The organism is Thalassospira sp. SM2505 (assembly GCF_054901115.1).
In genome coordinates this window covers 2,084,465-2,111,233 of sequence record NZ_CM142731.1, presented here as the reverse complement: position 1 = coordinate 2,111,233, position 26,769 = coordinate 2,084,465, and the positions used below count along the sequence as shown (strand labels likewise).

At 54.3% G+C, this 26,769-nt stretch carries 29 protein-coding genes; 22 read left to right on the top strand and 7 right to left on the bottom strand.

Annotated elements, in window-relative coordinates:
- The first annotated feature begins 163 nt into the window (after positions 1-163).
- Positions 164-850, top strand: coding sequence for an SOS response-associated peptidase (locus ACTU44_RS09770; protein ID WP_462097321.1), 687 nt, complete (start codon positions 164-166; stop codon positions 848-850).
- Positions 851-892: 42 nt separating this feature from the next.
- Here ACTU44_RS09770 and ACTU44_RS09765 read toward each other — a convergent pair whose 3' ends face one another.
- Positions 893-1,078 (bottom strand): hypothetical protein, encoded by a 186-nt coding sequence (locus tag ACTU44_RS09765; protein WP_114098750.1) that lies wholly within the window; start codon positions 1,076-1,078, stop codon positions 893-895.
- A gap of 206 nt (positions 1,079-1,284) precedes the next feature.
- Entirely contained in the window at positions 1,285-2,142 is an 858-nt protein-coding gene (locus ACTU44_RS09760) for a universal stress protein (protein ID WP_462097320.1), read from the bottom strand.
- 326 nt (positions 2,143-2,468) lie between these two features.
- Between ACTU44_RS09760 and ACTU44_RS09755 the strand changes: the two genes are divergently transcribed.
- Entirely contained in the window at positions 2,469-2,777 is a 309-nt protein-coding gene (locus ACTU44_RS09755; RefSeq protein WP_336080517.1) for an ArsR/SmtB family transcription factor, read from the top strand.
- A gap of 88 nt (positions 2,778-2,865) precedes the next feature.
- On the opposite strand, the gene pdxH is transcribed toward ACTU44_RS09755, so the two are convergent.
- Entirely contained in the window at positions 2,866-3,486 is a 621-nt protein-coding gene (pdxH, locus tag ACTU44_RS09750) for a pyridoxamine 5'-phosphate oxidase (RefSeq protein WP_462097319.1), read from the bottom strand.
- A gap of 134 nt (positions 3,487-3,620) precedes the next feature.
- On the opposite strand from pdxH, the gene ACTU44_RS09745 reads away from it, so the two are divergent.
- From ACTU44_RS09745 to ACTU44_RS09705, 9 genes are all read left to right on the top strand, one after another.
- The gene (locus ACTU44_RS09745) at positions 3,621-4,112 is read left to right on the top strand and encodes an RT0821/Lpp0805 family surface protein (RefSeq protein ID WP_336080515.1); all 492 of its coding nucleotides are present in this window, start codon (positions 3,621-3,623) and stop codon (positions 4,110-4,112) included.
- Between the two features lie 196 nt (positions 4,113-4,308).
- Entirely contained in the window at positions 4,309-5,235 is a 927-nt protein-coding gene (locus ACTU44_RS09740) for a J domain-containing protein (RefSeq protein ID WP_336080514.1), read from the top strand.
- Positions 5,236-5,333: 98 nt separating this feature from the next.
- Entirely contained in the window at positions 5,334-5,747 is a 414-nt protein-coding gene (locus ACTU44_RS09735; RefSeq protein ID WP_336080513.1) for a hypothetical protein, read from the top strand.
- A complete protein-coding gene (locus ACTU44_RS09730) occupies positions 5,747-5,998 on the top strand; it encodes a hypothetical protein (protein WP_114098755.1) in 252 nt (83 codons plus the stop codon). The genes ACTU44_RS09735 and ACTU44_RS09730 overlap by 1 nt, the downstream gene beginning before the upstream one ends.
- Before the next feature lie 88 nt (positions 5,999-6,086).
- Positions 6,087-7,415 (top strand): mechanosensitive ion channel family protein, encoded by a 1,329-nt coding sequence (locus ACTU44_RS09725; RefSeq protein WP_462097318.1) that lies wholly within the window; start codon positions 6,087-6,089, stop codon positions 7,413-7,415.
- A 106-nt stretch (positions 7,416-7,521) separates the two neighbouring features.
- Positions 7,522-8,220, top strand: coding sequence for a thermostable hemolysin (locus tag ACTU44_RS09720; protein WP_114098757.1), 699 nt, complete (start codon positions 7,522-7,524; stop codon positions 8,218-8,220).
- A gap of 2 nt (positions 8,221-8,222) precedes the next feature.
- Positions 8,223-10,259 (top strand): AMP-binding protein, encoded by a 2,037-nt coding sequence (locus tag ACTU44_RS09715; RefSeq protein WP_462097317.1) that lies wholly within the window; start codon positions 8,223-8,225, stop codon positions 10,257-10,259.
- Entirely contained in the window at positions 10,249-11,037 is a 789-nt protein-coding gene (locus ACTU44_RS09710; RefSeq protein WP_462097316.1) for an SDR family NAD(P)-dependent oxidoreductase, read from the top strand. Before ACTU44_RS09715 ends, ACTU44_RS09710 begins: the two co-directional genes overlap by 11 nt.
- Complete coding sequence (locus ACTU44_RS09705) at positions 11,034-11,699, top strand: tetratricopeptide repeat protein (protein WP_462097315.1); 666 nt, start codon at positions 11,034-11,036, stop codon at positions 11,697-11,699. The genes ACTU44_RS09710 and ACTU44_RS09705 overlap by 4 nt, the downstream gene beginning before the upstream one ends.
- A gap of 83 nt (positions 11,700-11,782) precedes the next feature.
- Here ACTU44_RS09705 and ACTU44_RS09700 read toward each other — a convergent pair whose 3' ends face one another.
- Positions 11,783-13,141 (bottom strand): YihY family inner membrane protein, encoded by a 1,359-nt coding sequence (locus tag ACTU44_RS09700; RefSeq protein ID WP_462097314.1) that lies wholly within the window; start codon positions 13,139-13,141, stop codon positions 11,783-11,785.
- A 204-nt stretch (positions 13,142-13,345) separates the two neighbouring features.
- Here ACTU44_RS09700 and fabI point away from each other — a divergent pair, with 204 nt between their 5' ends.
- The 5 genes from fabI to ACTU44_RS09675 all read left to right on the top strand — a co-directional run bounded on the left by fabI (position 13,346) and on the right by ACTU44_RS09675 (position 17,926).
- On the top strand, positions 13,346-14,176 hold the full coding sequence (gene fabI, locus ACTU44_RS09695) for an enoyl-ACP reductase FabI (protein WP_114098762.1): 831 nt from the start codon (positions 13,346-13,348) through the stop codon (positions 14,174-14,176).
- An 82-nt stretch (positions 14,177-14,258) separates the two neighbouring features.
- Positions 14,259-15,362 carry a chorismate synthase gene (gene aroC / locus ACTU44_RS09690; protein ID WP_462097313.1) on the top strand — a complete coding sequence of 368 codons (1,104 nt, stop codon included), beginning with the start codon at positions 14,259-14,261 and terminating at the stop codon, positions 15,360-15,362.
- A gap of 36 nt (positions 15,363-15,398) precedes the next feature.
- Entirely contained in the window at positions 15,399-16,613 is a 1,215-nt protein-coding gene (locus tag ACTU44_RS09685; RefSeq protein ID WP_462097312.1) for a hypothetical protein, read from the top strand.
- 197 nt (positions 16,614-16,810) lie between these two features.
- A complete protein-coding gene (locus ACTU44_RS09680; protein ID WP_114098765.1) occupies positions 16,811-17,416 on the top strand; it encodes a TetR/AcrR family transcriptional regulator in 606 nt (201 codons plus the stop codon).
- A gap of 42 nt (positions 17,417-17,458) precedes the next feature.
- Positions 17,459-17,926 (top strand): DUF2269 family protein, encoded by a 468-nt coding sequence (locus ACTU44_RS09675; RefSeq protein ID WP_462097311.1) that lies wholly within the window; start codon positions 17,459-17,461, stop codon positions 17,924-17,926.
- Between the two features lie 13 nt (positions 17,927-17,939).
- On the opposite strand, the gene ACTU44_RS09670 is transcribed toward ACTU44_RS09675, so the two are convergent.
- The gene (locus ACTU44_RS09670; RefSeq protein WP_462097310.1) at positions 17,940-18,917 is read right to left on the bottom strand and encodes a DMT family transporter; all 978 of its coding nucleotides are present in this window, start codon (positions 18,915-18,917) and stop codon (positions 17,940-17,942) included.
- A gap of 145 nt (positions 18,918-19,062) precedes the next feature.
- Between ACTU44_RS09670 and ACTU44_RS09665 the strand changes: the two genes are divergently transcribed.
- Positions 19,063-19,938 (top strand): LysR family transcriptional regulator, encoded by an 876-nt coding sequence (locus tag ACTU44_RS09665; protein WP_462097309.1) that lies wholly within the window; start codon positions 19,063-19,065, stop codon positions 19,936-19,938.
- A 111-nt stretch (positions 19,939-20,049) separates the two neighbouring features.
- The gene (locus ACTU44_RS09660) at positions 20,050-20,478 is read left to right on the top strand and encodes a GlcG/HbpS family heme-binding protein (RefSeq protein WP_167721798.1); all 429 of its coding nucleotides are present in this window, start codon (positions 20,050-20,052) and stop codon (positions 20,476-20,478) included.
- A 32-nt stretch (positions 20,479-20,510) separates the two neighbouring features.
- On the opposite strand, the gene ACTU44_RS09655 is transcribed toward ACTU44_RS09660, so the two are convergent.
- A complete protein-coding gene (locus tag ACTU44_RS09655) occupies positions 20,511-21,251 on the bottom strand; it encodes a TlyA family RNA methyltransferase (RefSeq protein WP_114098769.1) in 741 nt (246 codons plus the stop codon).
- 75 nt (positions 21,252-21,326) lie between these two features.
- Positions 21,327-22,004, bottom strand: coding sequence for a GntR family transcriptional regulator (locus ACTU44_RS09650; RefSeq protein WP_114098770.1), 678 nt, complete (start codon positions 22,002-22,004; stop codon positions 21,327-21,329).
- A 318-nt stretch (positions 22,005-22,322) separates the two neighbouring features.
- Between ACTU44_RS09650 and dctP the strand changes: the two genes are divergently transcribed.
- From dctP to ACTU44_RS09630, 4 genes are all read left to right on the top strand, one after another.
- Positions 22,323-23,330, top strand: a complete 1,008-nt coding sequence (gene dctP, locus ACTU44_RS09645) for a TRAP transporter substrate-binding protein DctP (protein WP_114098771.1) — start codon at positions 22,323-22,325, stop codon at positions 23,328-23,330.
- Positions 23,331-23,433: 103 nt separating this feature from the next.
- Complete coding sequence (locus ACTU44_RS09640; protein ID WP_336080500.1) at positions 23,434-24,123, top strand: TRAP transporter small permease; 690 nt, start codon at positions 23,434-23,436, stop codon at positions 24,121-24,123.
- A 12-nt stretch (positions 24,124-24,135) separates the two neighbouring features.
- Positions 24,136-25,452, top strand: a complete 1,317-nt coding sequence (locus ACTU44_RS09635; RefSeq protein ID WP_462097308.1) for a TRAP transporter large permease — start codon at positions 24,136-24,138, stop codon at positions 25,450-25,452.
- Complete coding sequence (locus ACTU44_RS09630; protein ID WP_114098774.1) at positions 25,452-26,768, top strand: malonyl-CoA decarboxylase; 1,317 nt, start codon at positions 25,452-25,454, stop codon at positions 26,766-26,768. The genes ACTU44_RS09635 and ACTU44_RS09630 overlap by 1 nt, the downstream gene beginning before the upstream one ends.
- Position 26,769 lies beyond the last annotated feature (1 nt).

Genomic DNA, 26,769 nt, shown 5'->3' with positions numbered 1-26,769 from the left:
CTTTTGATTGCCCTCTTATAGCATTCCGTTGCCAAACCCTTGAAGAAAAAGCCCGAAATCAGTCATTTTTTTGGCTGCATCAATTGCAAACCGAAACCATGCCTGTTTGGCATGTCTGGTGAAAATCGCTATGATCCCGGGACAATGCGAACAAGGGACTCAAATGTGCAGCCGATTTGATCTCAACAGTGATATCCGGGCATTTCAGGCTCAGCTTGCGCTGGATATGGAAAATATCCGTCGCATGGCAATGGACGAGAATAATAACGCACTCTATGAGCAGGACAACGCATCAGACGATCTTGAAACCGCGTTCGACAGCCTGACCGGCACAAGACGACCAACCGACCCGATTGCGGTTATCCTGCCAGATCGCTCGATAGCCATTCGGTCATGGGGGTTAAGTGTACCCGGTCTGAAGGCGCCGATGATCAATGCCCGATCTGAAACACTTGCCGAAAAACCGACTTTCCGCCCTCTTCTGGAACGGCGGTGCCTGATACCGGCAACCAACTGGTATGAATGGCGCAAGGACGGCTCATCAAAACACAGGAACCGAATCACCCTGCCCGATCATCAGCCGTTTTTGTTTGCCGGGCTGGAAAACGGGCACGAGGCCACCATCATCACCTGCGCCCCGTCTGCATCAATTGCGCATATTCATAACCGCATGCCTGCGGTTATTGGCCCCAGCCACCTTGCCCATTGGCTCGATCCGGCGATTGTATTTCGCGACCTGCACCACATGCTGGCCCCGTTGCCAGATCATGTCTTGTCCTGGCACGAAGAAACAGCGCGTCCCGACAATGCCGATCAGGATCAGAACCAGATTGATCTGTTTTCAAAATAGGATGGACTGAATCCGTTCGAGCGATCCGGTCGACGAAAGGTTTTAGTCCAGATCGACATCGTTGGCGGCACAGGGTGTTGCACCGCATCCACGAACCGTGCTGCCATATCCCGTGTTCCCGGCAACGACCGCGCCAAGATCAGGAAGCCCGATTTTGGGGTTATTGAGCTCTTGCGCCAGATCCTCGGACATGGCTGCGAAATCAATGATATCGCGCAATGACAACATGGGAGTTCCCCTGCCAGACGTTTCTTTTCCTCGGTGCGAAACGCCTCGTTTATCGGGGTTCCGTCTTTGTAAGATTTCCGTAACCCTGTCGTGAATTGTTCGCGAGTGCAACAAAAAAAGGCGCATTTTCATGCGCCTTTCCCTGTTTGCCTGTGCAAACCGATAATTTAAATTTGTGATTTCAGGCAGTTATCATCACCAAAACGTCAGTGCATTATCCAAAGGGGCAATGTGCATTTTCCCAGCATATCCTGCGTAACACCGCCAAGGATCATCTCCTTGAAACGCGAATGGCTGTAGGCACCAAGAACAATGGTATCTGCCCCGCATTTTTCCGCCTCGGAAATCAAGGCATTAGCAACGTTCGACGTTTCAGTGTTATCGACAACCACGGCTTCGACTCCGTGCCAGCGGAACTGTTCGGCCAGTGCCTTGCCACAAGCCCGGCCATAGGGCACATCCCCGATGCTGACAATCGTGACTTCCTTTGCACTGCGCAGAAGCGGCATCGCCGAGGTGACGGCACGCGCGGCCTCTACCCCGCCATTCCAGGCAATCATGACCTTCTCGCCAACCGTCGCAGGCGACTTTTCCGGCGCAACAAGGATCGGGCGGCCCGTTTCCATAAGTGCGGCATCAAAGGTCAGGGATGCAGACGCTTCCTTGGGATCGCGTCCGATCACGACAAGATCAAACAGCCGACCTCGACGGGCAACAGTTTCATCCTCGCGACCGCTATCCTTGCGCCATGCACAGGTTGGTTTGGCATCGCTGGACGGCACGTCGGTCGCTTCAACCCCCGAGGCTTTCACAGCGGCCTCAAAGGATGCCTTGCCACTGATTTCGCGCTTTTGGGTTTCGTTTTCGGCCGCACGGATCATTTCTTCGATGATCAGTCCGGACATGCCTTCGCCAACAATCGGAATTGCGTCCTGCGGTTCGGCTGCGACGAACAACGCTTCAAGGTGGGCGTCAAACCGTTTGGCCATCCGAAAAGCCGTTTCCATTACTCTTTCATCAATGGCCGTCCCTGCCACTGGAGCCAGAATTGTTCGTATTGCCATTTCTCACACTCCCGCCAATCCGTTTGATAACCGCGTGGCCCGGAAACCGGGTCGGGTTCATTTCAAGCCAGTGTTAAGTCTGCAATTTTTCAGTGCCATTTTCTTTGTTCAAGATCAAATCCCGGCAAACATCATGAACATTCATTCAAATACCGTACATTTGATCAGATTTAGTGAAGCCTAACACACAAAATGATTGTATCATCTATGGTTGTGATTACGATGGCGGTTTCAATATCAAACCAAAATTTTCGCCCTTCAAAAAACCGCAAATTTATGACAATGGGCGAAGTGAAACATTGAACTTAGAATGGGTCGTCTGCCGAATGGATTATGAAGCACTCCATGAGAATGCCCGCGAAGCAGCGGAATTTCTCAAAACCTTGGGCAATGAGTGGCGCCTGATGATCCTGTGTTCGCTCGGGGATCTGGAAAAGTCTGTCGGCACGCTGGAAAACGAGCTGGGCATCAAACAGTCTGCCCTGTCCCAGCATCTGGCACGGTTGCGCCGCGAAGGACTGGTCAAAACACGCCGTGATGCTCAGACAATCTATTACTCCCTTGCCAATCCCGACATCATGAAGATCATTGCCGTCTTGCAGGAAACCTTCTGCCCGCCGGAAGAAAACGCTTAAAGGCTGTTTCCCCTCTGACAAAAACAAAAACGCACAAAGTCCCCGACCTTGTGCGTTTTGTTTTTTTCAGCTACCGACCGTTTCGAACTTACGGGAACAATTTATCGATGTTCCACCCGGCGTCATCAGAATCGCGGGTATAGAGTTTTCGGTCATGCAGGCGGAATTTGCCCTCGGACCAGAATTCGATACGATCAGGTACTAAACGGAACCCGCCCCAGTGATCTGGCCGTGGCACTTTGCCAAGACCAAACTTTGCGGTGAACTCGGCAACACGTTTTTCCAGATCAAACCGGCCACTCATCGGGCGGGACTGGATTGAAGCCCATGCGCCAAGCTGACTGCCACGCGGGCGCGTTGCGAAATATTCATCTGACTCAGCGGCGTCGACCTTCGATACCTTGCCTTCGATACGGACGCATTTTTCCAACGTTTTCCAGTGGAAGCAAAGGGCAGCATAGCCATTCGCGCCAAGCTGCTCACCCTTGCGGCTTTCATAGTTGGTATAGAAAACGAAGCCCCGCGGATCAAATTCCTTAAGAAGAACAATCCTGGCCGACGGGCGACCTTGCGCATCGGCAGTCGCCAGTGTCATTGCGTCCGGATAGGCCTTTTCGGCAGCTTTGGCTTCATCAAACCATTTCTGGAACATTTCGTAAGGGGCGTCGTGGGGTTCGTGCCCAAATTTTGGCGTATTTTTTTCGTCCATTGGGAAAAGATTTCCTTTGGCTGATTGAAATTAGTCGCCGTGCGGTTCAACTAATTTGGAACATTGGTGGCAGACACGTCGTTTGCTTCTCATATATATACGCAAAGAATATCGGTTGGGACTGTAAAGACAAGATGGGCAAAACAAACATGAAATTCCGTCATATCGTAATTCCGGTCATCATGACCGCCTTCATCGCTGGCTGCGCCCAGGATCAGGGTCAGAAACAAACCGCTGGCACCTTGCTTGGTGCGGTTGGTGGTGCGGTTGCTGGCGCACAATTTGGCAAAGGCAGCGGCCAGCTCGTTGGCGTTGCGCTTGGCACGCTCGCCGGTGCCTTTATCGGTAGCGAAGTCGGACGTTCGCTGGACAATGCAGACCGTGCAATCATGGCGCAAAGCACCCAGCGCACGCTTGAAGCGACCCCGACAGGTCAGACATCCACCTGGCAGAACCCGGATACCGGTGTTCAGGGTACGGTTACACCGACCCGCACCTATCAGGAACCCAAGACCCAGGAATATTGCCGCGAGTACCAGCAGACCGTCATGATCGGTGGTCAGGAAGAAACCGCCTATGGTACTGCGTGCCGCAAGCCTGATGGCAGTTGGCAGGTCGTTAATTGATCAATAACAGCCAACACAGGCTGTCAAAAACTATCAAGGGCGGTGCAATCCATGTGATTGTCACCGCCTTTTCATTATCGCGACCAGACAAGATGGTCGTTCTCCCACCTTGCTGATCGCAATTAAGGTTCATATTTGACCGATCATGTTCTAATAATGAACCTACGTGCTTTTAGTTTTTACAACCGGTCAGTACATGCAGGATCCCTATAAGATACTTGGTGTTTCCAAGGGTGCCAGTCAGGAAGAAATCAAGAAAGCCTATCGTAAACTGGCGCGTGAACTCCATCCCGACGTAAATCCCGGCGACGCGAAAATCGAGGAACGCTTCAAGAAGGTTTCAAGCGCCTATCACCTGCTTGGTGATGCCGAACGCCGCAAGAAATTCGACAATGGCGAAATCGATGCCGACGGCCGTGAAACCAGCCCCTTTGCGCGTGGTGGCGGACGCGCGGGCGGGTTTGGTGGCGGCAATGGTGATCCCTTTGGATTCTCGGGGGCGAATGCCGAAGACATCTTTGACGAGATTTTCGGCAAGGGGCGTGGCCGGTCCGGTGGTGGCTTTGGCGGTTTTGGCGGTGAACGCAAACCGCAAAAAGTCAAAGGCCCGAATATCTCCTATGAGCTGAGCCTTGATTTCAGCGAGGCGATCCTTGGCGCAACCAAACGTATCAATCTTGCCAGCGGCAAAAGCCTTGAAGTCCGTATCCCGCCCGGAAGCGAAAATGAACAGACCCTTCGCCTGAAGGGGCAGGGCATGGCGGGCATGAATGGCGGCGAGGCTGGCGATGCACTGATCAAGCTTCATGTTCATCCCGACAAGACATTCCGTCGCGAAGGCAATGATATCCATTGCGATCTTGCGATCAGCCTGCCCGAGGCCCTTCTTGGTGGGTCGATCGAAGTACCGATCGTCGATGGCAAGGTGAATATGAAGATCCCGGCCAATGCCAATAGCGGCACCAAATTGCGCCTGCGCGGTAAGGGTGCCCCCTATGATCGCGGCACCAAACGTGGTGACCAGTATGTTCACCTGACGGTCAAGCTTCCTGATGAACGCGATGATGAACTGATCGACTTCATCAAGGAATGGTCTGAAAAACATCCCTACAAAACGCGCTAGGCCACGGCCCTGCCCGTGGCTTGACAGGACTCAAGACTCGGTCGGGCGCAAACACGTATTTTCCCTTTGGAGTATTTCACCGCACAAAGGGAAAAACCATGCGCCCGATTTCATTTGTTCCCATTCTCGCTGGCATTGCCCTTTTGGGGCTGACTGCATTTGTCGGCACTGCACGCCCGACAATTGAACTATCCTATTCGGCCAACTGCAAGAATGTCGACGGCTGGAAAGAAAGCCTTATGGCAGAAGGGTTTGACATTGAACTTTCCCCTGTCAACGAGCTTACCCTTTCCGAGCAACAGGCGATGATGTCGCTTCCCGAACCAATGCGTGACTGCAAGATTGCAAGCGTTGCGGGCTATCACGTGATTGGTGATGTGGCCTCTGGTGATATCGTAACCCTTCTTCGGCGCAAACCGCTTGATGTTGTCGCCCTTGCTCAAGACAAAGCAACCCTTGAAACTGTTGCCCTTCACTATGACGGCACAGTCGAACGCCGGAAGGCCCAGTGATGAAATTCGTATCGCCCTTGCGACTGGCTTTTACCGCAATAGGGATTGGAGCCATCGGCCTTCTTTGGGGAAGTGCTGCAATCGTCTGGTTGTTGCTGCCCGGAGGATCTCCGAATTTCCTGCCACCTGACAGCCTGTTTCCGGCCCTGATCCTGAGCCTGGTTATTTTCGGCGGATTGGGCTTTGGCGCTGCCATTCTCACTGAAAGCTGGGAAGACGAAGCCCGCCAGAGACGCCACCAGATCAAATAAAGTCAGTCCTATCTGACTTTATGGCACCTGAAAAAACCGGTTCTTGTTCCCATATGGTGTGAAGGGCAAAACAGACCATCAGGGGATAATGGAACAATTTACCAATCCGGATCAGTACGTTCTGTGGATTGAACAGGCGATAGACTGGCTTTCGGCCAATGTGTTGCTGATCCCGATCCTGATACAAATTCTGGTCTGTGTGGTTGTTGCTATTCCCGCGTTCCTGTTGCGCGGCAGACTTGAAACATTGCTGTCGCGTCTGCAAAACTGGAAGCCGCTTTTGCAATATGCCGGGTTCCGTCGCTTTGCCACGGTCCTGCCCGGTTTGGCCTTCCCGCTTCTTCTTGTCATCCTTGTCTGGCTGCTTGATGCCGTCGCTGTTCAGGCGGGGTATCGCCACAATGTCATTCGACTGGTTGCAAGCCTTTTGAATGCATGGATCGTCATTCGGCTGGCAGCAGCCATCGTCAACGACCCGGTATGGTCACGTACGATTGCAACCGTGGCCTGGGGTCTTGCCGCCCTTAATATTGTTGGCTGGCTTGAACCAACCATCGAGATTCTTGACAGCCTTGCCATGCAGGTCGGCGATTTCCGGGTGTCGGTCTATGGCATTCTCAAAGCCGTATTATCACTTGCGGTTTTGTTGTGGGTTGCATCCTTTGCCTCGCGCCTGTTTGAACAACGCATTCAAAAGGTCCACCGCCTGACCCCGTCGGTTCAGGTCCTGATGGCAAAGCTTTTGAAGCTTGTCCTGCTGTCGGTTGCAGTTCTGTTTGCGCTATCGACGATTGGCGTTGATCTGACGGCTCTTGCGGTATTTGGTGGCGCGGTTGGCGTTGGTATCGGCCTTGGCTTGCAACGGATCGTCGCCAACCTGATCAGCGGAGTCATTCTGCTTCTGGATCGGTCGATCAAACCCGGTGACGTCATTGCCATCGGCGAGACATTTGGCTGGATCCAGTCCCTAGGAGCGCGATATACCGCCGTTCGCACCCGTGACGGCACCGAATTCCTGATCCCGAACGAAGACCTGATTACCACGCAGGTCGAAAACTGGAGCCATTCGGACGTCAAACTGCGCCTGAAAATTCCGGTCGGCATTGCCTATAGCTGTGATCCGCATTTCGCGATCAAGCTATGCAACGAAGCGGCAGCAAAATGCCAAAGGGTTCTGGAAAATCCCGGTCCAAATACATTGCTGCGCGGATTTGGGGACAACTCTGTTGATCTTGAAATCCGCTTCTGGATTGATGATCCGCAGAACGGGCGCGGCAATATCATCAGCGAAATTCTGCTCAATGTCTGGGATGCCTTCAAGGAACACAATATTGAAATTCCGTTCCCGCAACGCGACCTGCACCTGCGTAGCGGCGATGCGCCCATTCGCGTCGAGATGACCTCACCAACAAACTAGGCAGACAAACAGCATCAAACCTTTTTTGTGATCTGGATCACATATTCAGGTTGCTGTCAGGTAGGCGCGCCAAACTGCGACCTTAACGCAGTCAAAGGCGCCCGAAATGCTTCTGTTGAATTACAATGAGAATGGAAATCCTGCGGCACGATTAAGCCTGCAGAAGAATGGTTTTCTGGCTCGCGTGCAAATGCGCGCCTGTGCGATCTCCATTCTGACCAGCCTTGCGACCGAACGGGCCGAGGTGGAGGATTTCATTGCCGCGACCTATGCCAACGCCTATGACGCGTCGATCCGGGTGCAATATGACACGCTGATGAGTGTGCGTGATGACAGCGGCAAGATTGTTGCAGCCCTTGGCTTTCGCTCTGCCGGTCACGGACCACTTTTCCTTGAACAATATCTGCCCTGCCCGATTGACAACATCCTTGGCATTTCTCGCCATCAGATTGTCGAAATCGGCAATCTGGCTTCGTCCGGGGGCGGCGGAACATCGTTCCTGTTCACCGCCCTTTCGGCCTATCTGTATCACAATGCCTATAAGCAGGCAGTCGTCACCGGTACCGACAATATCGAAAAGCGTCTGCGCAAGATGGGTTTGAACCCGGTGCGTCACGCCATGGCCGATCCATCGCGTCTGGCCGAAAAGGACACCGATTGGGGCCGCTATTACGAGCGCTGCCCGCATGTTCTGTCCGGATCGGTCGCATATGGCTACCGACAGCTGCAATCGCTTTATGGCGCTGAATATCTGCATATGCGCCCGCGTCTTTATCCCCACTTCCAGCATAATGGCGAGATTTGATCATGCTGTTTGAACGTATCCGCAATCATCCTGGTCATCGTCCTGCCCTGCGCACAGGCACCGCCGAAATTAACTATGGCGACCTGATCCGTCATGTTGAGGAACGCAGCATCCTGTTACAGGATGTTGATGTTCTGGGCATCGCACTTGATAACGGCATTGACTGGCTGCTCTGGGATCTTGCGGCCCTGCATACCGGGATCATCTGCATCCCGTTACCACCCTTTTTCACCAAGGATCAGATTGACCACAGCATTGCGACTGGCGGGATCACGCACATGGTCACACCGGGCGGGCTTGTTGCAACCGGCTTTGACCGTTCGCCATTGATCCCCGAAGGAACGGCAAAAATCACCTTCACCTCTGGCTCGACGGGCACCCCAAAGGGCGTTTGTCTGTCGGAGACCGCGATGTTCAATGTCGCACATGCCATCCACGCGGTTCTCGGCGATGACTTTGTCGGAACACATGCCTGTGTCCTTCCACTTGCCGTTCTTCTGGAAAATGTCGCCGGGGTCTATGCCGGTCTGATGGCCGGATGCACAATCCATCTGACAGGGTTGCAGGAATTCGGATCGCAATATCTCAATCTGTACGATGTCCTGAAACAGGCCCGCGCAAATTCGGTCATTCTGGTCCCGGAAATCTTGCGTGCCCTGATGATGCAGGTCCACGCCAAAGGCCCGCTTCCTGATTTGAAATTCATCGCTGTTGGTGGTGCACGCGTTGCCCCGCGCCTGATCGCCACGGCGCGCCAGCTTGGTCTTCCTGTCTATGAGGGCTATGGCCTGTCGGAATGTGCGTCGGTTCTTTCGATGAATATCCCGGGCAAGGACAAACCGGGCACGGCTGGCACATTGCTTCCCCACGTAAAGGCAGAAATTCGGGATGGCGAAATCTATGTCCACCGCCCGGGTTTCCTTGGCTATATCGGAGCAACAGACCAGTCGGACGGCACCGTTGCCCAGTGGTTTGCCACTGGCGATATCGGCGACATCGATGCGGACGGATTTGTTCACGTTACCGGCCGCAAGAAGAATGTGCTGATAACCTCGCATGGCCGCAACATATCGCCTGAATGGCCGGAGTCCGTTCTGTTGGCGCAACCGGAAATCTATCAGGCAATCGTCTATGGCGATGACCAGCCACATCTGAGCGCCCTGATCGTTCCAAGCAATGCGACCGCCAATATCGCAGCCGCGATTGAGACGACCAACACCGTTCTCCCCGACTATGCGCAGATACGCGATTTCCAGATCGTCCCGCCTTTTAGCGTCGAAAATGGCTGCCTGACCGGCAATGGTCGGCCCAAACGCGACGCAATTTCAGCCCGCTACCTTTCTCCTCAATTTACCCCGGAGCCTTCCATGAACTTTTATGATCATCTTGTTGCAGAAACCGCAGAAGCACGTGCAAGCCTTTATCATGTCCCGCAGCTGGTGGACGGACTGCAGGGTAATATTTCGCGCTCGACCTATGTTGCCTATCTGACCGAGGCCTATCACCACGTCAAACACACCGTCCCGTTCCTGATGGCGATGGGATCGCGCCTGCCTGAGGACAAACGCTGGTTGCACAAGGCGATCATTGAATATCTTGAAGAGGAAGAAGGCCACGAAGAATGGATTCTCAATGACATCGAGGCCGCTGGCGGCAATCGCGAAAAAGCGCGCAACGCAACGCCGAACCTCGAAACCCAGGTCATGGTTGCCTATAACTATGACTATATCGCGCGCAAAAACCCGGTCGGGTTCTTTGGCATGGTCTTTATGCTTGAAAGCACCTCGACCCAGATCGCAAGTCAGGGTGCTGATGCCGTCATGAACGGCCTTGATCTTCCGAAATCGGCATTCAGCTATCTGTTCTCGCACGGGTCGCTTGATATCGAGCATATGAAATTCTTCGAACAGACCGTCAACAAGATCACCGATCCCGATGATCGGGCAGCGATCATTGAAGTGGCCCAAAACACCTTCCGTCTGTTTGCAAACCTGTTTGCTGCCATTCCGCATGAAGGACAGAGAAAACATGTTGCTTGATGGAAAAAACGTCTTTTTGACCGGGGCGACGGGCGGCATTGGCAGGCCGCTTGCCGCCCTGCTCAGGGGACGCGGTGCTCATGTCACAACCTATGACCGGGCCCAGCAGGGTAATCTGATGGAAAATATCGATACCACCTGCAAGGTCCTGCGCGAAAACACGCCCGACATTCTGGTCAATCTGGCCGGGATCAACGAGTTCGACCTTGCCGAAAAGCAGGATTACGACGCGCTTCTGACCTTGAACCTGCTGGTGCCGATGCGCTTGTGTCAGGCGGTCTTGCCGACCATGCGCGCACGCCGTTCCGGGCAGATCGTCAATATCGGATCGATGGCGGGATTGATCCCCCTGCCGCACATAACCGGTTACGTCGCGGCCAAATCCGGGCTTAAGGGATTTAGCGACGCCCTTCGACGCGAAATGGCAGATTGCGGCGTCAAGGTTTCCCACATTGCACCGCGTGCTGTTCACACCGAAATGAATGCCGGCAAACTTGGTTTGCTGAACAAGCGGACCCATACGACCGAAGACCGCCCGCGTGACGTGGCAAACCGTATCATCAACGCCATCGAACGCAATGAATCCGATGTTCGGATCGGCTGGCCCGAACGCCTGTTTGCGCAACTTAACGCCCTGTGCCCTTCCCTGATCGACAAGGGTCTTCGCAAGAACACGGCCATTGGCGTCGATATTCTCAATTCCGAACAGGAGGATAGCGCCGAGCCACAACCTCTTGCCGCCCCAAACTGTGACGCCCAGCGGAGGAACATCGCATGAAGCTCAACCCCCTTATTCTTTTCTGTGCCCTAGCGGTATTGCTGCCCATGATTGGGCATGCAGAAACCACCAACGGTGCGGTGATGGATGGCGTATCACATCTTCAGACCGAATGGGCGCGGATCAAATACGACCTGTCGGACAAGGACCAGCAAGTAGAAGCCCTGCATCAGCTTGAAGCTGATGGCGCAGAACTGCTTGTCCGGTTCCCCGAAAGCCCGGAACTGCAGATCTGGCAGGGAATTTTGCTATCAACCGATGCCGGAATTGATCGCGGTATTTCCGCACTTGGCAAGGTCCGTGATGCCCGCGAGCTGTTTGAAAAGGCGATCAAAACCAATCCCGATGCACTTGACGGTTCAGCCTATACCTCGCTTGGGTCATTATACTATCAGGTCCCGTCATGGCCGCTTGCCTTTGGTAGCGACACCAAGGCCGAGGAATTCCTGAAAAAGGCGCTGGCCGTTAACCCCGACGGCATCGACCCGAACTACTTTTACGGTGACTTCCTGCTGCAGCAGGATCGCAGCAGCGAAGCTCGCACCTATTTCGAAAAGGCCCTGAAGGCACCGGACCGTCCCAGCCGTCCACGGGCGGACGCCGGACGTCGCGCAGAAATCGCCAGGGCCCTGAATGAGATTGCCCGCAAGTCCGCCAAATAGCGGATTGAACCATTCGCAGCAGCACATATGAAAAGGCCGGAACAACTGTCCCGGCCTTTTTGGTTCATATCTCGGGTCGCGATCTAGCTGATGATATCGGTCATGTCTTTTTGTTCAACCTGATTGGCCTTGAGATGATGAGGATCAGCTTCGACCTGTTCGGGTATTTTGTTTTCCGGTCTTGGCGTATCGAGCAATGCCCCTACCGGCACAGCAAGAACAGACTGGCGCTTTTTCTCAAGCTCTACCAGACGTTCTCGCATGACAATCGGCCAGCCACCATCGGTTTGCACCAGCAGCAACCGGTCATAATCAAGAAACAGTCCCATCCGCGTCATCAGTTCCGTCAGGGTAATGCGCGACAGGTCCCCGGAAAGCAACCAGCGATGATCTTCGGACCGATCAATCAGTTTCTCGCGGCGAAGAGCGGCCAGCGCCCAGTTGAGATCACGTCCGCCAAGTTTGAGCTCACGCATCATCTTGCGATAGGTCGGCGGTTTTGCCGCGTCATGGAACCGCGCCTGCAGATATTCCAGCACCCGCAGCACGGCAATAATCCGCTCCATATGCCCGGGCACGGCACCGCGCGGGTCGGGAATAAGACCCGCAGCCCGTGCAGCACGCCATTCCGATTGTGCGGCGGCCACCTGAGCGCCGAGCAGGATCACAATCCATGTCAGATACATCCACAACAGGAAGATCGGAACAATCGCCACCGCACCATAAATGGTCTGATAGGTCGGAAAGTTGGTGACATAGAACCCGAAACCCTTTTTCAGGGCTTCGAACAGCATGGCGGCAACAAAACCGCCGACGAGTCCGTCAATGATTGCAACCGAACGGTTGGGCATTCCGATGAACAACAGCGAAAATGCGGCTGTAGACAACAGGAACGGTGCAATGAATGTCAATTGACCGATCTGCTGGCCAAGCACCTCGCCCCCAACCAGATGACGCATTGCAAAGATATAGGATGCAAGCGACAGGCTTAACCCCAGCAACATCGGACCGACAGTCAGAAGTGTCCAGAACACGACAAGTCGTGCCAATAACTTGCGCGGACTCGTAACGCGAAAGACATCATTCATCGCCCCTTCTATCGCGCCAAGCAGCATGACAGCAGTCAACCCCAGTACCATGGTACCGATCGCCGTCATCTGTCCGGTATTTTGCAGGAAGTTGCCTAGATAGTCGCTTACCTGCTCCCCGGTTTCGGGCAGAAAGTTGTTCAGAACGACATCCATGATCTGATCTTTGAACTGATCAAATACGGGAAAGGCAGACAAAACTGTCAGGGCCACAGCCAGAAACGGCACCATTGCCAGAAGCGTCGTATAGGAGAGTCCCGCTGCACGCTGGACCGATTTATCGTGAATAAACCGCATAATTGCATAGCGCCAAAATGCCGTTCGGTCCGCGATCATTTTCTGAATTTCGACCATTAAACGCTTATCCCCACGCATTTTCCGGTTATACTGCATGTGATCAACAAGATAGCGCGCCGATACATGATATGACAGGCCAGATTGACCTTGGCCTAGCTTTGTGTAGGATGCGCCGAATGTCTAATGCCTTCTGTGCCGGTCGCGGCTTTATTTGAATGCTTCTACCTGCCAGAAAATGAGATCGTGGGAACGAGAGGAAAAATGAGCCTGTCCACCGAAAACATTTCGGGCCTGATGGCCGGTAAGCGCGGCCTGATTATGGGCGTCGCCAACGATAAATCCATCGCATGGGGTATCGCGCGCGCCGCTGCTGCCGCGGGTGCCGAGGTTGCTTTTACTTTCCAGGGCGAGGCACTTGAAAAGCGCGTACGCCCGCTTGCGGAGTCTGTCGGCAGCGATATCGTCTTGCCATGTGACGTCACCGATGCCGCAAGCATCGACGCTGTTTTTGACACGCTCAAGGAAAAATGGGGCAAGCTGGACTTTGTCGTCCATGCCATCGGTTTTTCCGACAAGAACGAACTGCGCGGTCGCTATGTCGACACCTCGCCGGAAAACTTCGCGCTTTCAATGAACATCTCGGTCTATTCTTTCACCGCTGTTGCCCAGCGCGCGGAAAAACTGATGACCGATGGTGGCTCGCTTCTGACCCTGTCCTATTACGGTGCAGAAAAAGTCATGCCGCACTACAACGTCATGGGCGTTGCCAAGGCAGCACTTGAAGCAAGCGTGAAATATCTGGCCAATGACCTTGGCCCGGACCGCATCCGTGTCAACGCAATTTCGGCCGGTCCGATGAAAACCCTTGCCGCTTCAGGTATCGGCGACTTCCGCTATATCCTGAAATGGAACGAATACAACTCGCCGATGCGCCGTAACGTCACGCTTGATGACGTTGGCGGTTCGGGGCTGTACTTCCTGTCGGATCTTTCGACCGGTGTCACGGGTGAAACCCATCATGTCGATTGCGGTTACCATACCGTTGGCATGAAGCAGGCAGACGCACCTGACATCAATGTTCAGAAATCCTGATCTGAACATGATATGATTTTGCGGGCTGCCCTTATGGGCGGCCCGTTTTGTCTCTTTAATATTTGAATTCTGGAATTCGGTTATGGCTGGCAACAGTTTTGGAACGCTCTTTCGCTTCACCACCTTTGGCGAAAGCCACGGCCCGGCAATCGGCTGTGTTGTAGATGGTGTGCCTCCTCTTCTTGAGCTGACCGAGGCCGATATCCAGGAATTCCTTGAAAAACGCAAACCCGGTCAATCGCGCTTTACCACCCAGCGTCGCGAACCTGATCAGGTCAAAATTCTTTCGGGCGTGTTCGAAGGCAAAACCACCGGCACCCCGATCGGGCTTCTGATCGAAAATGTCGATCAGCGATCCAAGGATTATGGCGAGATTAAAAACCAGTTCCGCCCGGGCCATGCCGATTACACCTATTGGGAAAAATACGGCACGCGCGATTATCGTGGCGGCGGCCGTTCATCGGCCCGCGAAACAGCAATGCGTGTTGCGGCCGGTGCCATTGCCCGCAAGGTTCTTGGCGATGACATCAAAATCCGTGGCGCACTGGTCAAGATGGGCACCAAGGAAATCAATCGCGATAACTGGGACTGGAACGAAGTTGATAACAACCCGTTCTTCTGCCCCGATCCCGAAGCCGTTCCGGTATTCGAGGAATATCTCGACGGCCTGCGCAAGGACGGATCATCGGTTGGTGCAGTAATCGAAATTGTCTGTTCGGGCGTTCCGGTTGGTCTTGGCGATCCGGTTTATGACAAGCTTGATGCCGATCTGGCCAAGGCGATGATGACCATCAACGCGGTCAAGGGTGTCGAAATCGGCAACGGCTTTGAAGCCGCCGAACTGACCGGCATCGAGAATGCCGATGAAATGCGCTTGGGCAACGACGGCAAACCCGTCTTTGGTTCGAACCATGCCGGTGGCATTCTGGGTGGTATTTCGTCCGGTCAGGATGTTGTCGTTCGCTTTGCGGTCAAACCGACCAGCTCGATCCTGACCCCGCGCAAAAGCATCGATATTTATGGCAAGGAAGTCGACGTTGTCACCAAGGGCCGTCACGACCCGTGCGTTGGCATTCGCGGCGTTCCGGTCGGCGAAGCCATGGCGGCCATCGTGCTTGCCGACCACCTTCTGCGCCATCGCGCGCAATGCGAAGGCTGGAACATCAACAAGCATTTCCCGAGCTGATCCCTTAAACAGATAATTCCTGTCACAATCGGGTTGATGCCACGTCTTGATGGCATGAACCCGATATTGCTCAAAACCCTGATCTCGCTTGCTGCATCAAACAACAAGTCCGCCAAAGGCGGATCGCTTGGCACTGATGCACAATTGCGCAACCGCACGATCCTTTACCCGGACGAGGCACTTGACCTGCCGGAATGGGGAATTGCCGGAATGCCCGGCATGATCCTGGGAGCGGCCCCGCAAACCTGCCTGTTTGTCAGCGATCTTGAAATGTCTGGCTCAGATAACGCCAGCTCAGGTGAAAGTTCCGACACGGATCAGGATACCGAGGCCGAGCCTACCAAAACCTCAGACGGATCATCCGCCGGGATTGTCTCCTTCAGTCTGACCCTGAAATGCAATCCCGATCCCCAAAGCAATTTGAAGTCCTGCACCATTGTCTGGAAGCTCTCGCTTCCGATTGCAGGATATCGGGATATTCAAACCAGCAGCAGCAGCGAAAGCGTGCGCGCCCCTGTCATCCATACCCGTATGAAAATTCGTGGTATCGAACGCGACGTTGAAATCGGGCTTCTGGAAATGACCGGTCTCGAACAACCGCTTCTGATCGGGCAGGATACGCTGGGCGACAAGTTCCTGATCCGCCCGGATCGCGACAAAAAATACTTACAAGCACCAACGCCTTCCGTTGACCTGAACCCCACAGAATCGTCTGATCCGTCTGAGATGCCTGAGACGCCTGCGCCGTCAGAGCCGAGCGCCGCGCAGATCAAAACAGACACTATGCCCGAACAAACCAGTTCACCCGAACAGACCAAGTCTGATGCTCTCCCCCATAAAGACGTGGACACCACAGGCACGAAGGGCACGAAGGACACGACACCGGAAACTCCGCCGGAGCCAGCCTCAAACAACCAGGACGGTTCAGACGCCGCCGCAATGCCTGCAACACCGAATGCAGATGCGTCAAATCCGTCAAATACAGTGCGCCCAGAGGATCAATCAGCAGACAGCCAAAATCCTGCGGTGCCGGTAACACCACCACAAAACGAGCAATCCCAAACAGACGCAGCAAACACACCATCAGAAGACGTACAGCCAGAACAGCCCAAAGCGGATGCCACTGAAACCAACCCGGCAAGCGCACCACAAGCCCCGGCAACCGGGGATGACAGCACCAATACGGTACAAGCACAGACACAAACGCCGGGACCATCGGATGATCCAAAACCGGTAACTGATCCTGCCTGATCCCCTCTGTTCTTCAGATAACCTCCTGAACGTACTGCACCGCTTCTTCCAGAAGCGGTGCTTTTTTAAGTCCTAACAAAGGACAGCCTTGTTTTACTGGCATATTTTGTCGGTTCGAGATCAGTTTAGCCTTGAAATACCAGATATCATTCGATAATGTTAACTCAGTTAACATAAGAAAATCGAGATACGAGCTAATGGGGAAATACCACCACGGTGACGTCCGCAATGTTCTTTTGCAAAAAGCCGAAACCATCCTGACCGAAGAAGGCCCGACCGGTCTTTCGCTGCGACGTCTGGCGCGCATGACCGGTGTTTCAGAAGCCGCTCCCTATCGTCATTTTGACGGAAAGGATGGCATTTTGGCGGCAGTGGCCATATCGGCCTTTGAACGTTTTGCCGAACAACTCGAAGCCGTTGCCGCAAATGTTGAACATCACGAAGAGCGCATCATGCATCTTGGCGCGGCCTATGTCGGGTTTGCGGTTGAGAACCCGCAGCATTTCCGCCTGATCTTTGGCCGGGAACGCCCGCCACTTGATCAATATCCGGAACTGCGCGAAGCCGCCGACAATGCCTTTGATGTTTTGCAGCGCGCTGTCACGTCCGTTGATCGCAAGGCCGAAATGACCCTGACCGAGGCCGCCACGGCCTATAACCGTGCCCTTGCCGCCTGGAGCCGGGCACACGGGATCGCGATGCTGGTGATTGACGGCATGATTGTTCCACCTGCTGATCAGAACCTTGGCAGCTTTGTACTTGGCCTTCTGGCCGAAGATTTAAACGCCCCCACAGGCATGTAACGCGCATTCCCGCCCATTGTCCCCTGCCAACCGGATTCTCCGATGGAATATTTCACCGTTAAATTTATCCACGTGCTTGGTGTCGTGCTTTTTCTGGGCAACATCATTGTCTCTGCCCTTTGGAAAACGCAGGCTGACCGGACACAGAACCCGGTCGTCATCGCCTTTGCCTGTCGGCTGGTGAATATGGCCGACCTGTTCTTTACCGCGTTCGGGGCTGCGTTGATTACGATTGGCGGGATCGGATTGTTTCACGCAACAGGCATCACAATTTCCGATGCCCCGCACCTGACGATTGGCATCGGCATGTTTGGAATGGCTGCGATGCTCTGGCTGACAGGGTTGCTGCCTCTTCAGATCTACATGTCAAAGATTGCCGCCAAAACCGTTCAGGCCGGGGAAAGCACCATGCCAGCGGCCTATGAAAAAAGCCGCAAGCTTTGGAACATCATTGGCGGGATTGCTGTCTTGCTGCCGCTGGGCACGCTTTACTTCATGATTTTCCGCTAAAACCTGATTGTCCTTACGCGGGTCTGCTACGGGCCCGCGTGGCAATCAGCAAGGCAAACACCACCGCAATATTGCCCAGCATGTGCCAGCCATTCAAAACTTCGCCAAGCACCAATGCACCAAGCAAGGTCGCGACAAACGGCTGGACCAGAAGGACCATCGACCCCGTCGCCTCATCGACCGATTTAAGCCCGACAGACACCATCCCCTGTCCAAGGGCATGAACCAGTATGCCAAGGGCGGCCAGCGCCAACCAGCCAGTCATATCTGTTGGCGCAACCAGATCACCCTTGATCGCGGCAAATACGCCAATGACAATCGCAGTGACAACGGTCGTGCCGCTCATGGTAACAGCGGCACCGATATGCCGCCGCAATCTTCCGATCACGATCAGATAGCCCGCATAGAAAACAGCGGCCAATAGCCCAAAGGCATCCCCGGCCATGCTACCGGTTCCGGCATCACTTGCCCGAAACAGGCACCAGGCCCCAAAACCGGCAAATGGCAATCCGAACCAGAACATCCTGCCCGGACGTCGCGCAAGCCCGACAAGTCCAAGCAGACCGATGATAACCGGGGCCAGATTGGCAAGAAGGATCGCATTGCCTGCGGTCGTGAGCTCAATCGCGACATGGCATGCAATCAGGTCTGCAGCAAAAAAGACACCGGCCAGAACCATCCAGCCCGCAATCACGGCTTTCCCGACGCTTGTCGGGCTCGCCTGATCGGGGCGTGCCGGTCTGGCCGGCACAAGGAATGCGGTTGCGCATAACAAAGGGGCGGCAAGCGCAACGCGCCAGAACGCAGACGCATCAGCCGAAACACCACTGAATCGCACAAGAATTGGCGACATTCCAAGCAACCCGCCCGCAAACAGCAACAGGCCGATTGCCCAAAGCGGATTGAGATGACTATCACCAGCCTTAATCGCGCCTGCATCCACGCATTTGGTGGCGGAGGGAGTACAAACAGAACTTTCGGCATGGGACATGGCGCTTGCTTTCAGGTGGCATCGCAGTTGGTTGTGCAAATGACCGGTGAAAGATCATCTGATGCGTCTGCGGCTGGACACAGGATGGTTGATTGCGCTATCGAAGTGAAATTGCTTCGGCTTATAGTGCAAATAACGGGCGCTTATGACCCTTCTCAATGTTGACATCGATCTGTTGCGAACTTTCCTGACGGTGCTTGAAACGCAAAGTTTCACCCGCACGGCAGAACGGCTATTGCGCACACAACCCGCCATCAGCCAGCAGATCAGAAAGCTTGAAGAAACCGTCGGCACGCCCCTGATCACTCGGGACCGCAAGGCCATCACACCAACCACCACGGGTCTGGTCGTCAAATCCTATGCCGAGGGGATTATAGGCCTTAATGACCGTATGCTGGCCGATCTTGTCGATGCCGCACCGTCGAGAATTCGCGTCGGTGTGCCTGATGATTACGCCGCAGTCTATCTGCCCGAACTTTTTCGGGTTGCGGCACGGCGGCTTCCCGACACCGAAATCACCTGTCACGCCGATCTTTCACGCAATCTTTCAAAGCGTGTGGCAAATGGCGACCTTGATCTCGCAATTCTGACGGCCGATCCTGATACACCATCCCTGCATGTGGTTTCCGAACCGTTGGTCTGGGTTGCGCATCCTGATTTCGATCTGTCACAGCGCCCCTTGCCGCTGGTGTTGTTTGAAGACGGGTGTGTCATCCGTGATGCGGCAATATCCGCACTTAAGAAGGCGGGCACTCCCCATCGCATCAGCCACAGCAGCGACGCCAATACCATGATCATTACCGTCATTAATGGCGGTCACGCGGTAGGGGCAATGCCGCGTTGTACGGCGGAACATGCGGGATTGCACCAGCTTTCTGATGATCTTCTGCCACCCTTGCCGTCGGTTGATATCAGCCTGATGGTGCGTGATCGTGCCAACCCGGCAGTGCGCGAGCTTGCCCTTGGTGCGATTGCAGCCCTTTCCCCCGATGACGTAACACCGGACGCAGTTCCAGCCTGATTGGCAGACCCCATTCTTCCACCATGTGAAAAGACGTTTTATGTGATTGATCGGCTTTTGCCCGACCACATAAGATGCGCCAGCTTATATCCAGAACACCGGAGACATCCCATGCTGACCATCAAACGCCTGTCAATCGAAGACGCCTACATCCTGATTGAAGGCGCGCGCAACCGTGCCAATGAAATTGGTGTTCCGATGTGCATTGCCATCACCGATGAATCCGGTGTTCTCATCGCCTTTGAACGCATGGATGGCGGCAAGGTCACCAGTGCCACGATTGCCCAGGATAAATCATTCACTGCCTCGGGTGCGCGCAAAGGCACCCACGAATACGCCGCCGCCGCCCAGCCGGGCAAACCGGCCTATGGTATTGATTCCGAAATCGGCGGGCGCCTGTCGATTGTTGCGGGTGGTCTTCCGGTCTTTGTCGATGGCGAATGCGTTGGCGGCATCGGTGTGAGTTCCGGCACGCCCCCGCAGGATCAGGACTGCGCCCAAGCCGGGATTGATTTCTTCATGAAGAAAATCGGCAAGTAATCAAAATTCGCGCGATGGAAATCGGCCTGTGATCAGGCTGATTTCCGTCCACAGATCAAAAACTCGACATTACCTTCGGGCCCGGTGATCGGACTTGTGGTAATGCCCAGAACTTCCCAGCCCGGCAAATTCGACAGCCAGTCGGAAATGGTGTCACACACTTCCTGATGCAGCTCGGGTTCGCGCACGACGCCCTTTTTACCGACGCGCTCCTTGCCGACTTCAAATTGCGGCTTGATCAGTGCAATCAGATGCCCGCCCGGTTTAAGGCGCTCCATGCTGGCCGGAAGAACGGTGCGCAGGCCAATGAAGCTGGCATCACACACGACGATATCGACCAGATCGGGAATCTGTTCTTCAGTGATGTGGCGCGCATTGGTTTTTTCCATGACAACCACCCGGTCGTCATTGCGTAATTTCCAGTCAAGCTGCCCCTGCCCGACATCCACGGCATAGACCTTTGCCGCACCGTTTTGCAGCAAAACATCGGTAAAGCCGCCTGTGGAGGCCCCAACATCAATCCCGATAAAGCCGGTCACATCAATGTTGAATTCGGCAAGCCCCTTTTCCAGCTTTAACCCGCCGCGCGAAACCCATGGATGGGGCTGTCCGCGCAAGGTGATCGCCATATCTTCCTTGCACTGCATGCCCGGTTTATCAAGACGCTGCTCGCCGCTAAAGACGTTGCCCGCCATAATGAAAGCCTGCGCCTTGGACCGGCTTTCCACCAATCCGCGTTCGACAAGCATCTGATCTAAACGTTTCTTTGCCATAAGCGCGTTTTAGCGCACCCATGAAAAAAGGTCACGCCCAATAACGGTAATTTCACTGTGATCGGAACAGATCGCCTAACTCGCCAGCGGTTCAAGATATCCGCGCGGGACAATGGCGAGAAGGTCGTTAAGGGCTTCGCCCTGAACAGCGACATGTTGCTGCATCAGCTTGCCGGCGACATCGGCCTCGCCGTTTGAAATGGCGCTCAGGATTTCGGCATGTTCATTGTTTGATTTTTTAACACGGCCCGGACGATGAAGCTGCAACCGACGATAGGGCGCCAGACGATTGCGGACATTTTTGGTCTGGCGTTCCAGAAAACTGTTCCGGCAACCGGCATAGATTGCTTCGTGGAAACGCACATTGGCCTCATAATAGGCATCTGCATCCGCATGCCCCTGAAGCGCGCTGCACTCTTCAGACAGTGCAATCAGGTTTTCAATATCAGCACGCGGCATCCGGCGGGCGGCGAGACGTGCGCACATGGCCTCAAGCTCGGCCATGACTTCAAACATCTCGATCAGTTCGGCGACTGTGATTGACGCAACAATCGTTCCGCGGCGGGGCATGGTTGCCACAAGACCGGAACCGGCAAGAGTCTGCAGAGCCTCCCGGACCGGTGTACGCGAAACGCCGAACCGTTCGCTCAGCGAACGTTCGTCAAGCTTGTCGCCGGGCTTGAGAATGCCGGTCACAATATCGCGTTCAAGTTTCTGTACCAGATCCGCAGCAAGCTTACCGTTTTGCGCCATAAAACGCCCTCATCCATATTCGGTTACTGGTATACCAGAACACATAAAATGGTACTAATCAAAGCCTTTTCTCTGCTGCTTTGCAGAGTTTCAATATTGCATCGCAAAAGTTACATGCCGATTTCCGCCAGTTTGCAGGCAAATACTCAAGCGCGGGTTTGTGGCACTGCAAAACGCATTTCTGGTATACAAAATTGCATAGACAGAATGCCAGAAATCTGTAACGCTTTCGACTAATGCGAAAACCGCATCAATAATAAGACGCGCAAAAAGCCGTCAAAATGCATCCAGAACGCATGCTTCATCCGGGAGGAAAAGATGAAGATTTTCAAGAAGACCCTTTCGGCGTCTGTCGCCGCCATTACTCTGTCTGTTGCCGCTTTTGGCATGTCCGCATCCGCCAATGCAGAAACGCTGAAACTGTCACATCAGTGGTCGACCAGCGATATCCGCCACAAGGTTGCCGAAATCATTGCCAACGAAGTCAAAGCCGCCAATGTTGATCTGGAAATCCAGATCTTCCCGTCCGGTTCCCTGTTCAAGGCAAAGGAGCAGTGGACTCCGATGACGCGTGGCCAGCTTGACATGATTGTTTATCCGCTGGCCTATGCCGGTGGTCGTGTCCCTGCTGCCAACCTGACCCTGATGCCTGCACTGGTCAAAAACCATGACCACGCAAACCGCATCAACACCTCCCCGTTCATGGACAAGATTGAAGGTCTGCTGAACGAAGATGGTGTTGTTACGGTTGCCAAGGGCTGGCTTGCCGGTGGCTTTGCATCGACCAAGGGCTGCATCCAAAAGCCGGAAGACGTAAAAGGCCTGCAGATTCGTGCAGCTGGTAAATCGTTCGAGCAGATGCTTGAAGGTGCCGGTGCTTCAATCGCTGCGATGCCAAGCTCGGAAATCTATCCGGCAATGCAGACCGGCGTTCTTGACGCCACCAACACCAGCTCGTCGAGCTTCGTTTCCTATCGCATCTATGAGCAGGTCAAATGCTATACCCCGGCAGCAGGCAATGCGCTGTGGTTCATGTATCAACCGGTTCTGATGTCGAAGAAAAGCTATGACAAGCTGAATGATGCTCAGAAAGATGCCCTTGCCGCTGCGGCAAAGAAAGCGGAAGAATATTACACCACCGAAGGCCGCAAGCAGGATTCTGACAGCATCGATGTCTTCAAGAATGCCGGTGTGGAAATCGCAGAACTCACCGATGAGGATTTCGCAGAATGGCAGAAACTTGCCATGGAAACCTCTTACAAGAAGTTCGTCGAAGAGACCCCGAACGGTCAGGAACTTCTTGATATGGCACTTGCTGTAAAGTGATCCATTGATGATGCGCTGGTGGTGCCGAGGCGTTCGGCACCACCCCATTTCCCGAATAATATAAAAATACAGAACAATCAGGTTCCGTCAGAGGAGTACGCGCGTGTCCAACGCCATGTCCCCGCACCCACTTCCAATTGATCTGCCCGATGATTTCGCGCAGACCCCAAGTGCGTCGCATTCCGTTAAATCCGATATGCCGCCCCCGCCTGATGTCGAGCCCATCGACGATCAAAATGTCAATGCCGCCAATCGTGCGGCTCCGCCCAAAGGGCCGCTTGATGCATTCATTGCCGTCATTCATACGGCATCGCGCATTTGCGGAATCGCGTCGGCATCCATGTTCGGCATTTCAATGCTGATCATCTGCCAGCTGGTTTTCATGCGCTATGTGCTTAATGAATCGACTGTCTGGCAAACCGAAGCTGTGATTTTCCTGATGATCGGCGCAACCCTGATCGGCCTGCCCTATGTCCAGCTGTTGCGTGGCCATGTGAATGTGGACTTGCTGCCGCTTTATCTCAAACACGGCGCACGCATGACGCTTGCCGTTCTCACCCTTCTATGTGGAATGGCCATCAGCGCCATGTTCGGCTTTTACGGACTTGAGCTTGTGATCGAGGCATTTGAAGGCGGATGGCTGTCTGAAACGATCTGGGCTGTTCCGCTTTGGAAACCATATACCGCCCTGCCAATCGGTTTTGGCCTGCTGTTCTTGCAGTTCCTTGCCGACTTCCTGTCCCTTGTCACTCGCCGGTCGACCCCGTTCGATCTGCGCGATGACGCATTCTAAGGAGGCCGCATTATGGATCCTTTGCTTCTTGCGGCCATTGTTGGCATCGCAACCACCGTTGTCCTTTTTTCCGGCATTCCTGTCGGCATCGGCCTGCTTCTGGTCAGTGTCGGGTTCATCATCATCTTCGATGGCACCGGTTCCCTGCCTTTGCTGCCTGAAATCCTGTTTGGCAAACTTGAAAGCTTTGAAGTTCTTGCCATCCCGATGTTTATCCTGATGGGGGCGGTTGTGGCCTCGTCACGTGCCGGTGGCGACCTTTATTCCGTTCTTGATCGCTGGTTGACGCGCGTGCCAGGAGGATTGGTTATTTCCAACCTGGGGGCATGTGCGATCTTTTCGGCTCTTTCGGGTTCTTCACCTGCAACCTGTGCTGCCATCGGCAAGATGGGCATTCCTGCAATGCGTGAACGCGGTTTTCCCGACACCGTGGCCGCCGGCTCCATCGCAGCGGGCGGCACCCTTGGCATTCTGATCCCGCCAAGTGTGACCATGATCGTGTATGGTATTTCGACCGAGACCTCGATTGGTCGGCTTTTCCTTGCAGGCCTTCTGCCGGGTCTTCTGGTTACCGCCCTTTTCATGACCTGGTCGCTTTATTCGACCTGGCGTCAGGGCAATGCCCAGGCTGCGCTTGGCGTGATCAAATACAGCTGGAAGGAAAAGTTTGAAATCCTTCCGCGTGTTCTGCCCTTCCTTGTCATCATCGGCGCGGTTCTGTTTGCTCTTTACGGCGGCGTTGCGACCCCGTCGGAAACGGCCGGTGTGGGTGCACTGTTCTGCCTGATCACCGCAATGATCATTTACAAGATGTGGAAGCCCGGCCAGCTGTGGCACGTCATGCGTGACACCACCAAAGAGTCGGTGATGATTCTTCTGATCATCGGGGCTGCAGGCCTGTTCAGCTATATGCTGTCATCCCTGTTCATCACCCAGTCGATCGCACAATGGATTTCAGCACTTGAAGTAAACCGCTGGGTCCTGATGGGCTTCATCAACCTGTTCCTGCTGATCAGCGGCTTCTTCCTGCCGCCGGTTGCCGTGATCCTGATGAGTGCGCCGATCCTGCTTCCGGTGATCATCAATGCCGGCTTTGACCCCTACTGGTTTGCCGTCATCCTGACCATCAACATGGAAATCGGCCTGATCACCCCGCCGGTCGGTTTGAACCTGTATGTCATCAATGGCATTGCGCCAGATATTCGCCTGCAGACGATCCTCAAAGGTGCCATGCCTTATGTGCTGTGCATGGTCGTTGCGATCATCATTCTTTGCTTCTTCCCGCAAATCGCCACCTGGCTTCCAGAAACGGTTATTGGAGGACGCTAATGTCAGGGATTTCTGTCAGGAGCTGGATTTCAAGCATCGCCGACCGTGGTCGGGAATTGCTTGATCTGCCAATTTCCACCCCGCAGGACCCGTTTGCGCAGCTTCGCGCCATGTGCAAGGACCTCGTCTCGCAAAAAGGCGAGGCCCGTGGCACCGCCGTTGCCCGCGAAGTGGTCCGGCTTTGGGAAAATCTGCCAGAGGAGGATCATCTTCGGTTCTTCCAGATGATGCAGAACGACTTTAGTGCAGATCGCGCCAAGGTCACCAAGGCCGCCGATGCCTTTGCCAAGGACCCGTCAGAAACCAATCTGGCGGCCCTGACCCAGGCATCAGAACCTGCACGTCAGGAATTGCTACGCCGGATCAATATGGCACCGGGCGGAACCCGGGCCATTGTTGATATGCGTGAAATCCTGATCGGGCTTTTGAAAACCAACCGCGATCTCGAACCGCTGAATGCCGATATGCAGCATCTGCTGACCAGCTGGTTTAACCGTGGTTTTCTTGAACTGCGTCACATTGACTGGGATACCTCGGCTGCGATCCTTGAAAAGCTGATCCGCTATGAAGCAGTCCATGAAATTCAGGGCTGGGATGATTTGCGCCGCCGTCTGGCAACAGACCGGAAATGCTTTGCCTTCTTCCATCCCGCCATTCCCGATGATCCGCTGATCTTTGTCGAAGTCGCACTCGTTCATGGGCTGGCCGATAGTGTTCAGGCCCTTCTCGCACCCGAGATTGATGAAAAGGCTCCTGATACAGCCAATACTGCAATCTTCTATTCAATCAGTAACTGTCAGGCCGGGCTTAAGGGCATTTCGTTTGGCAACTTCCTGATCAAACAGGTTGTCGAGGAACTCAAACGCGAGTTCCCGCAACTTAAACAGTTTGCGACCCTGTCGCCCATTCCGGGCTTTATGGGCTGGCTGCGGACCCGCCAGAAAAGCAAGGCCGATGACGCCGGTCTTGCCAGTCAGGTTCTTGAAGGGCTTAGTGATGATCACTGGATTGATGATCCGGAAAAGGTCGAAGCCCTGCGCAAACCGACGATTGCCCTTTGTGCGACATATCTTGCGACTTGCAAACGCGGGAAATCACCGCTTGATCCCACCGCACGTTTCCATCTTGGCAATGGCGCACAGCTTGAACGGCTGAACTGGCTGGGAGACACATCAATCAAGGGACTGCGCCAAGCGGGCGGCATGATGGTCAATTATGCCTACCACCTTGACAGCATTGAGAAAAATCACGAAGCGCTGATGAATGACGGAAAGATCGCAACATCGAAATCCGTCGCACAGCTTGCCGGCATTTAAG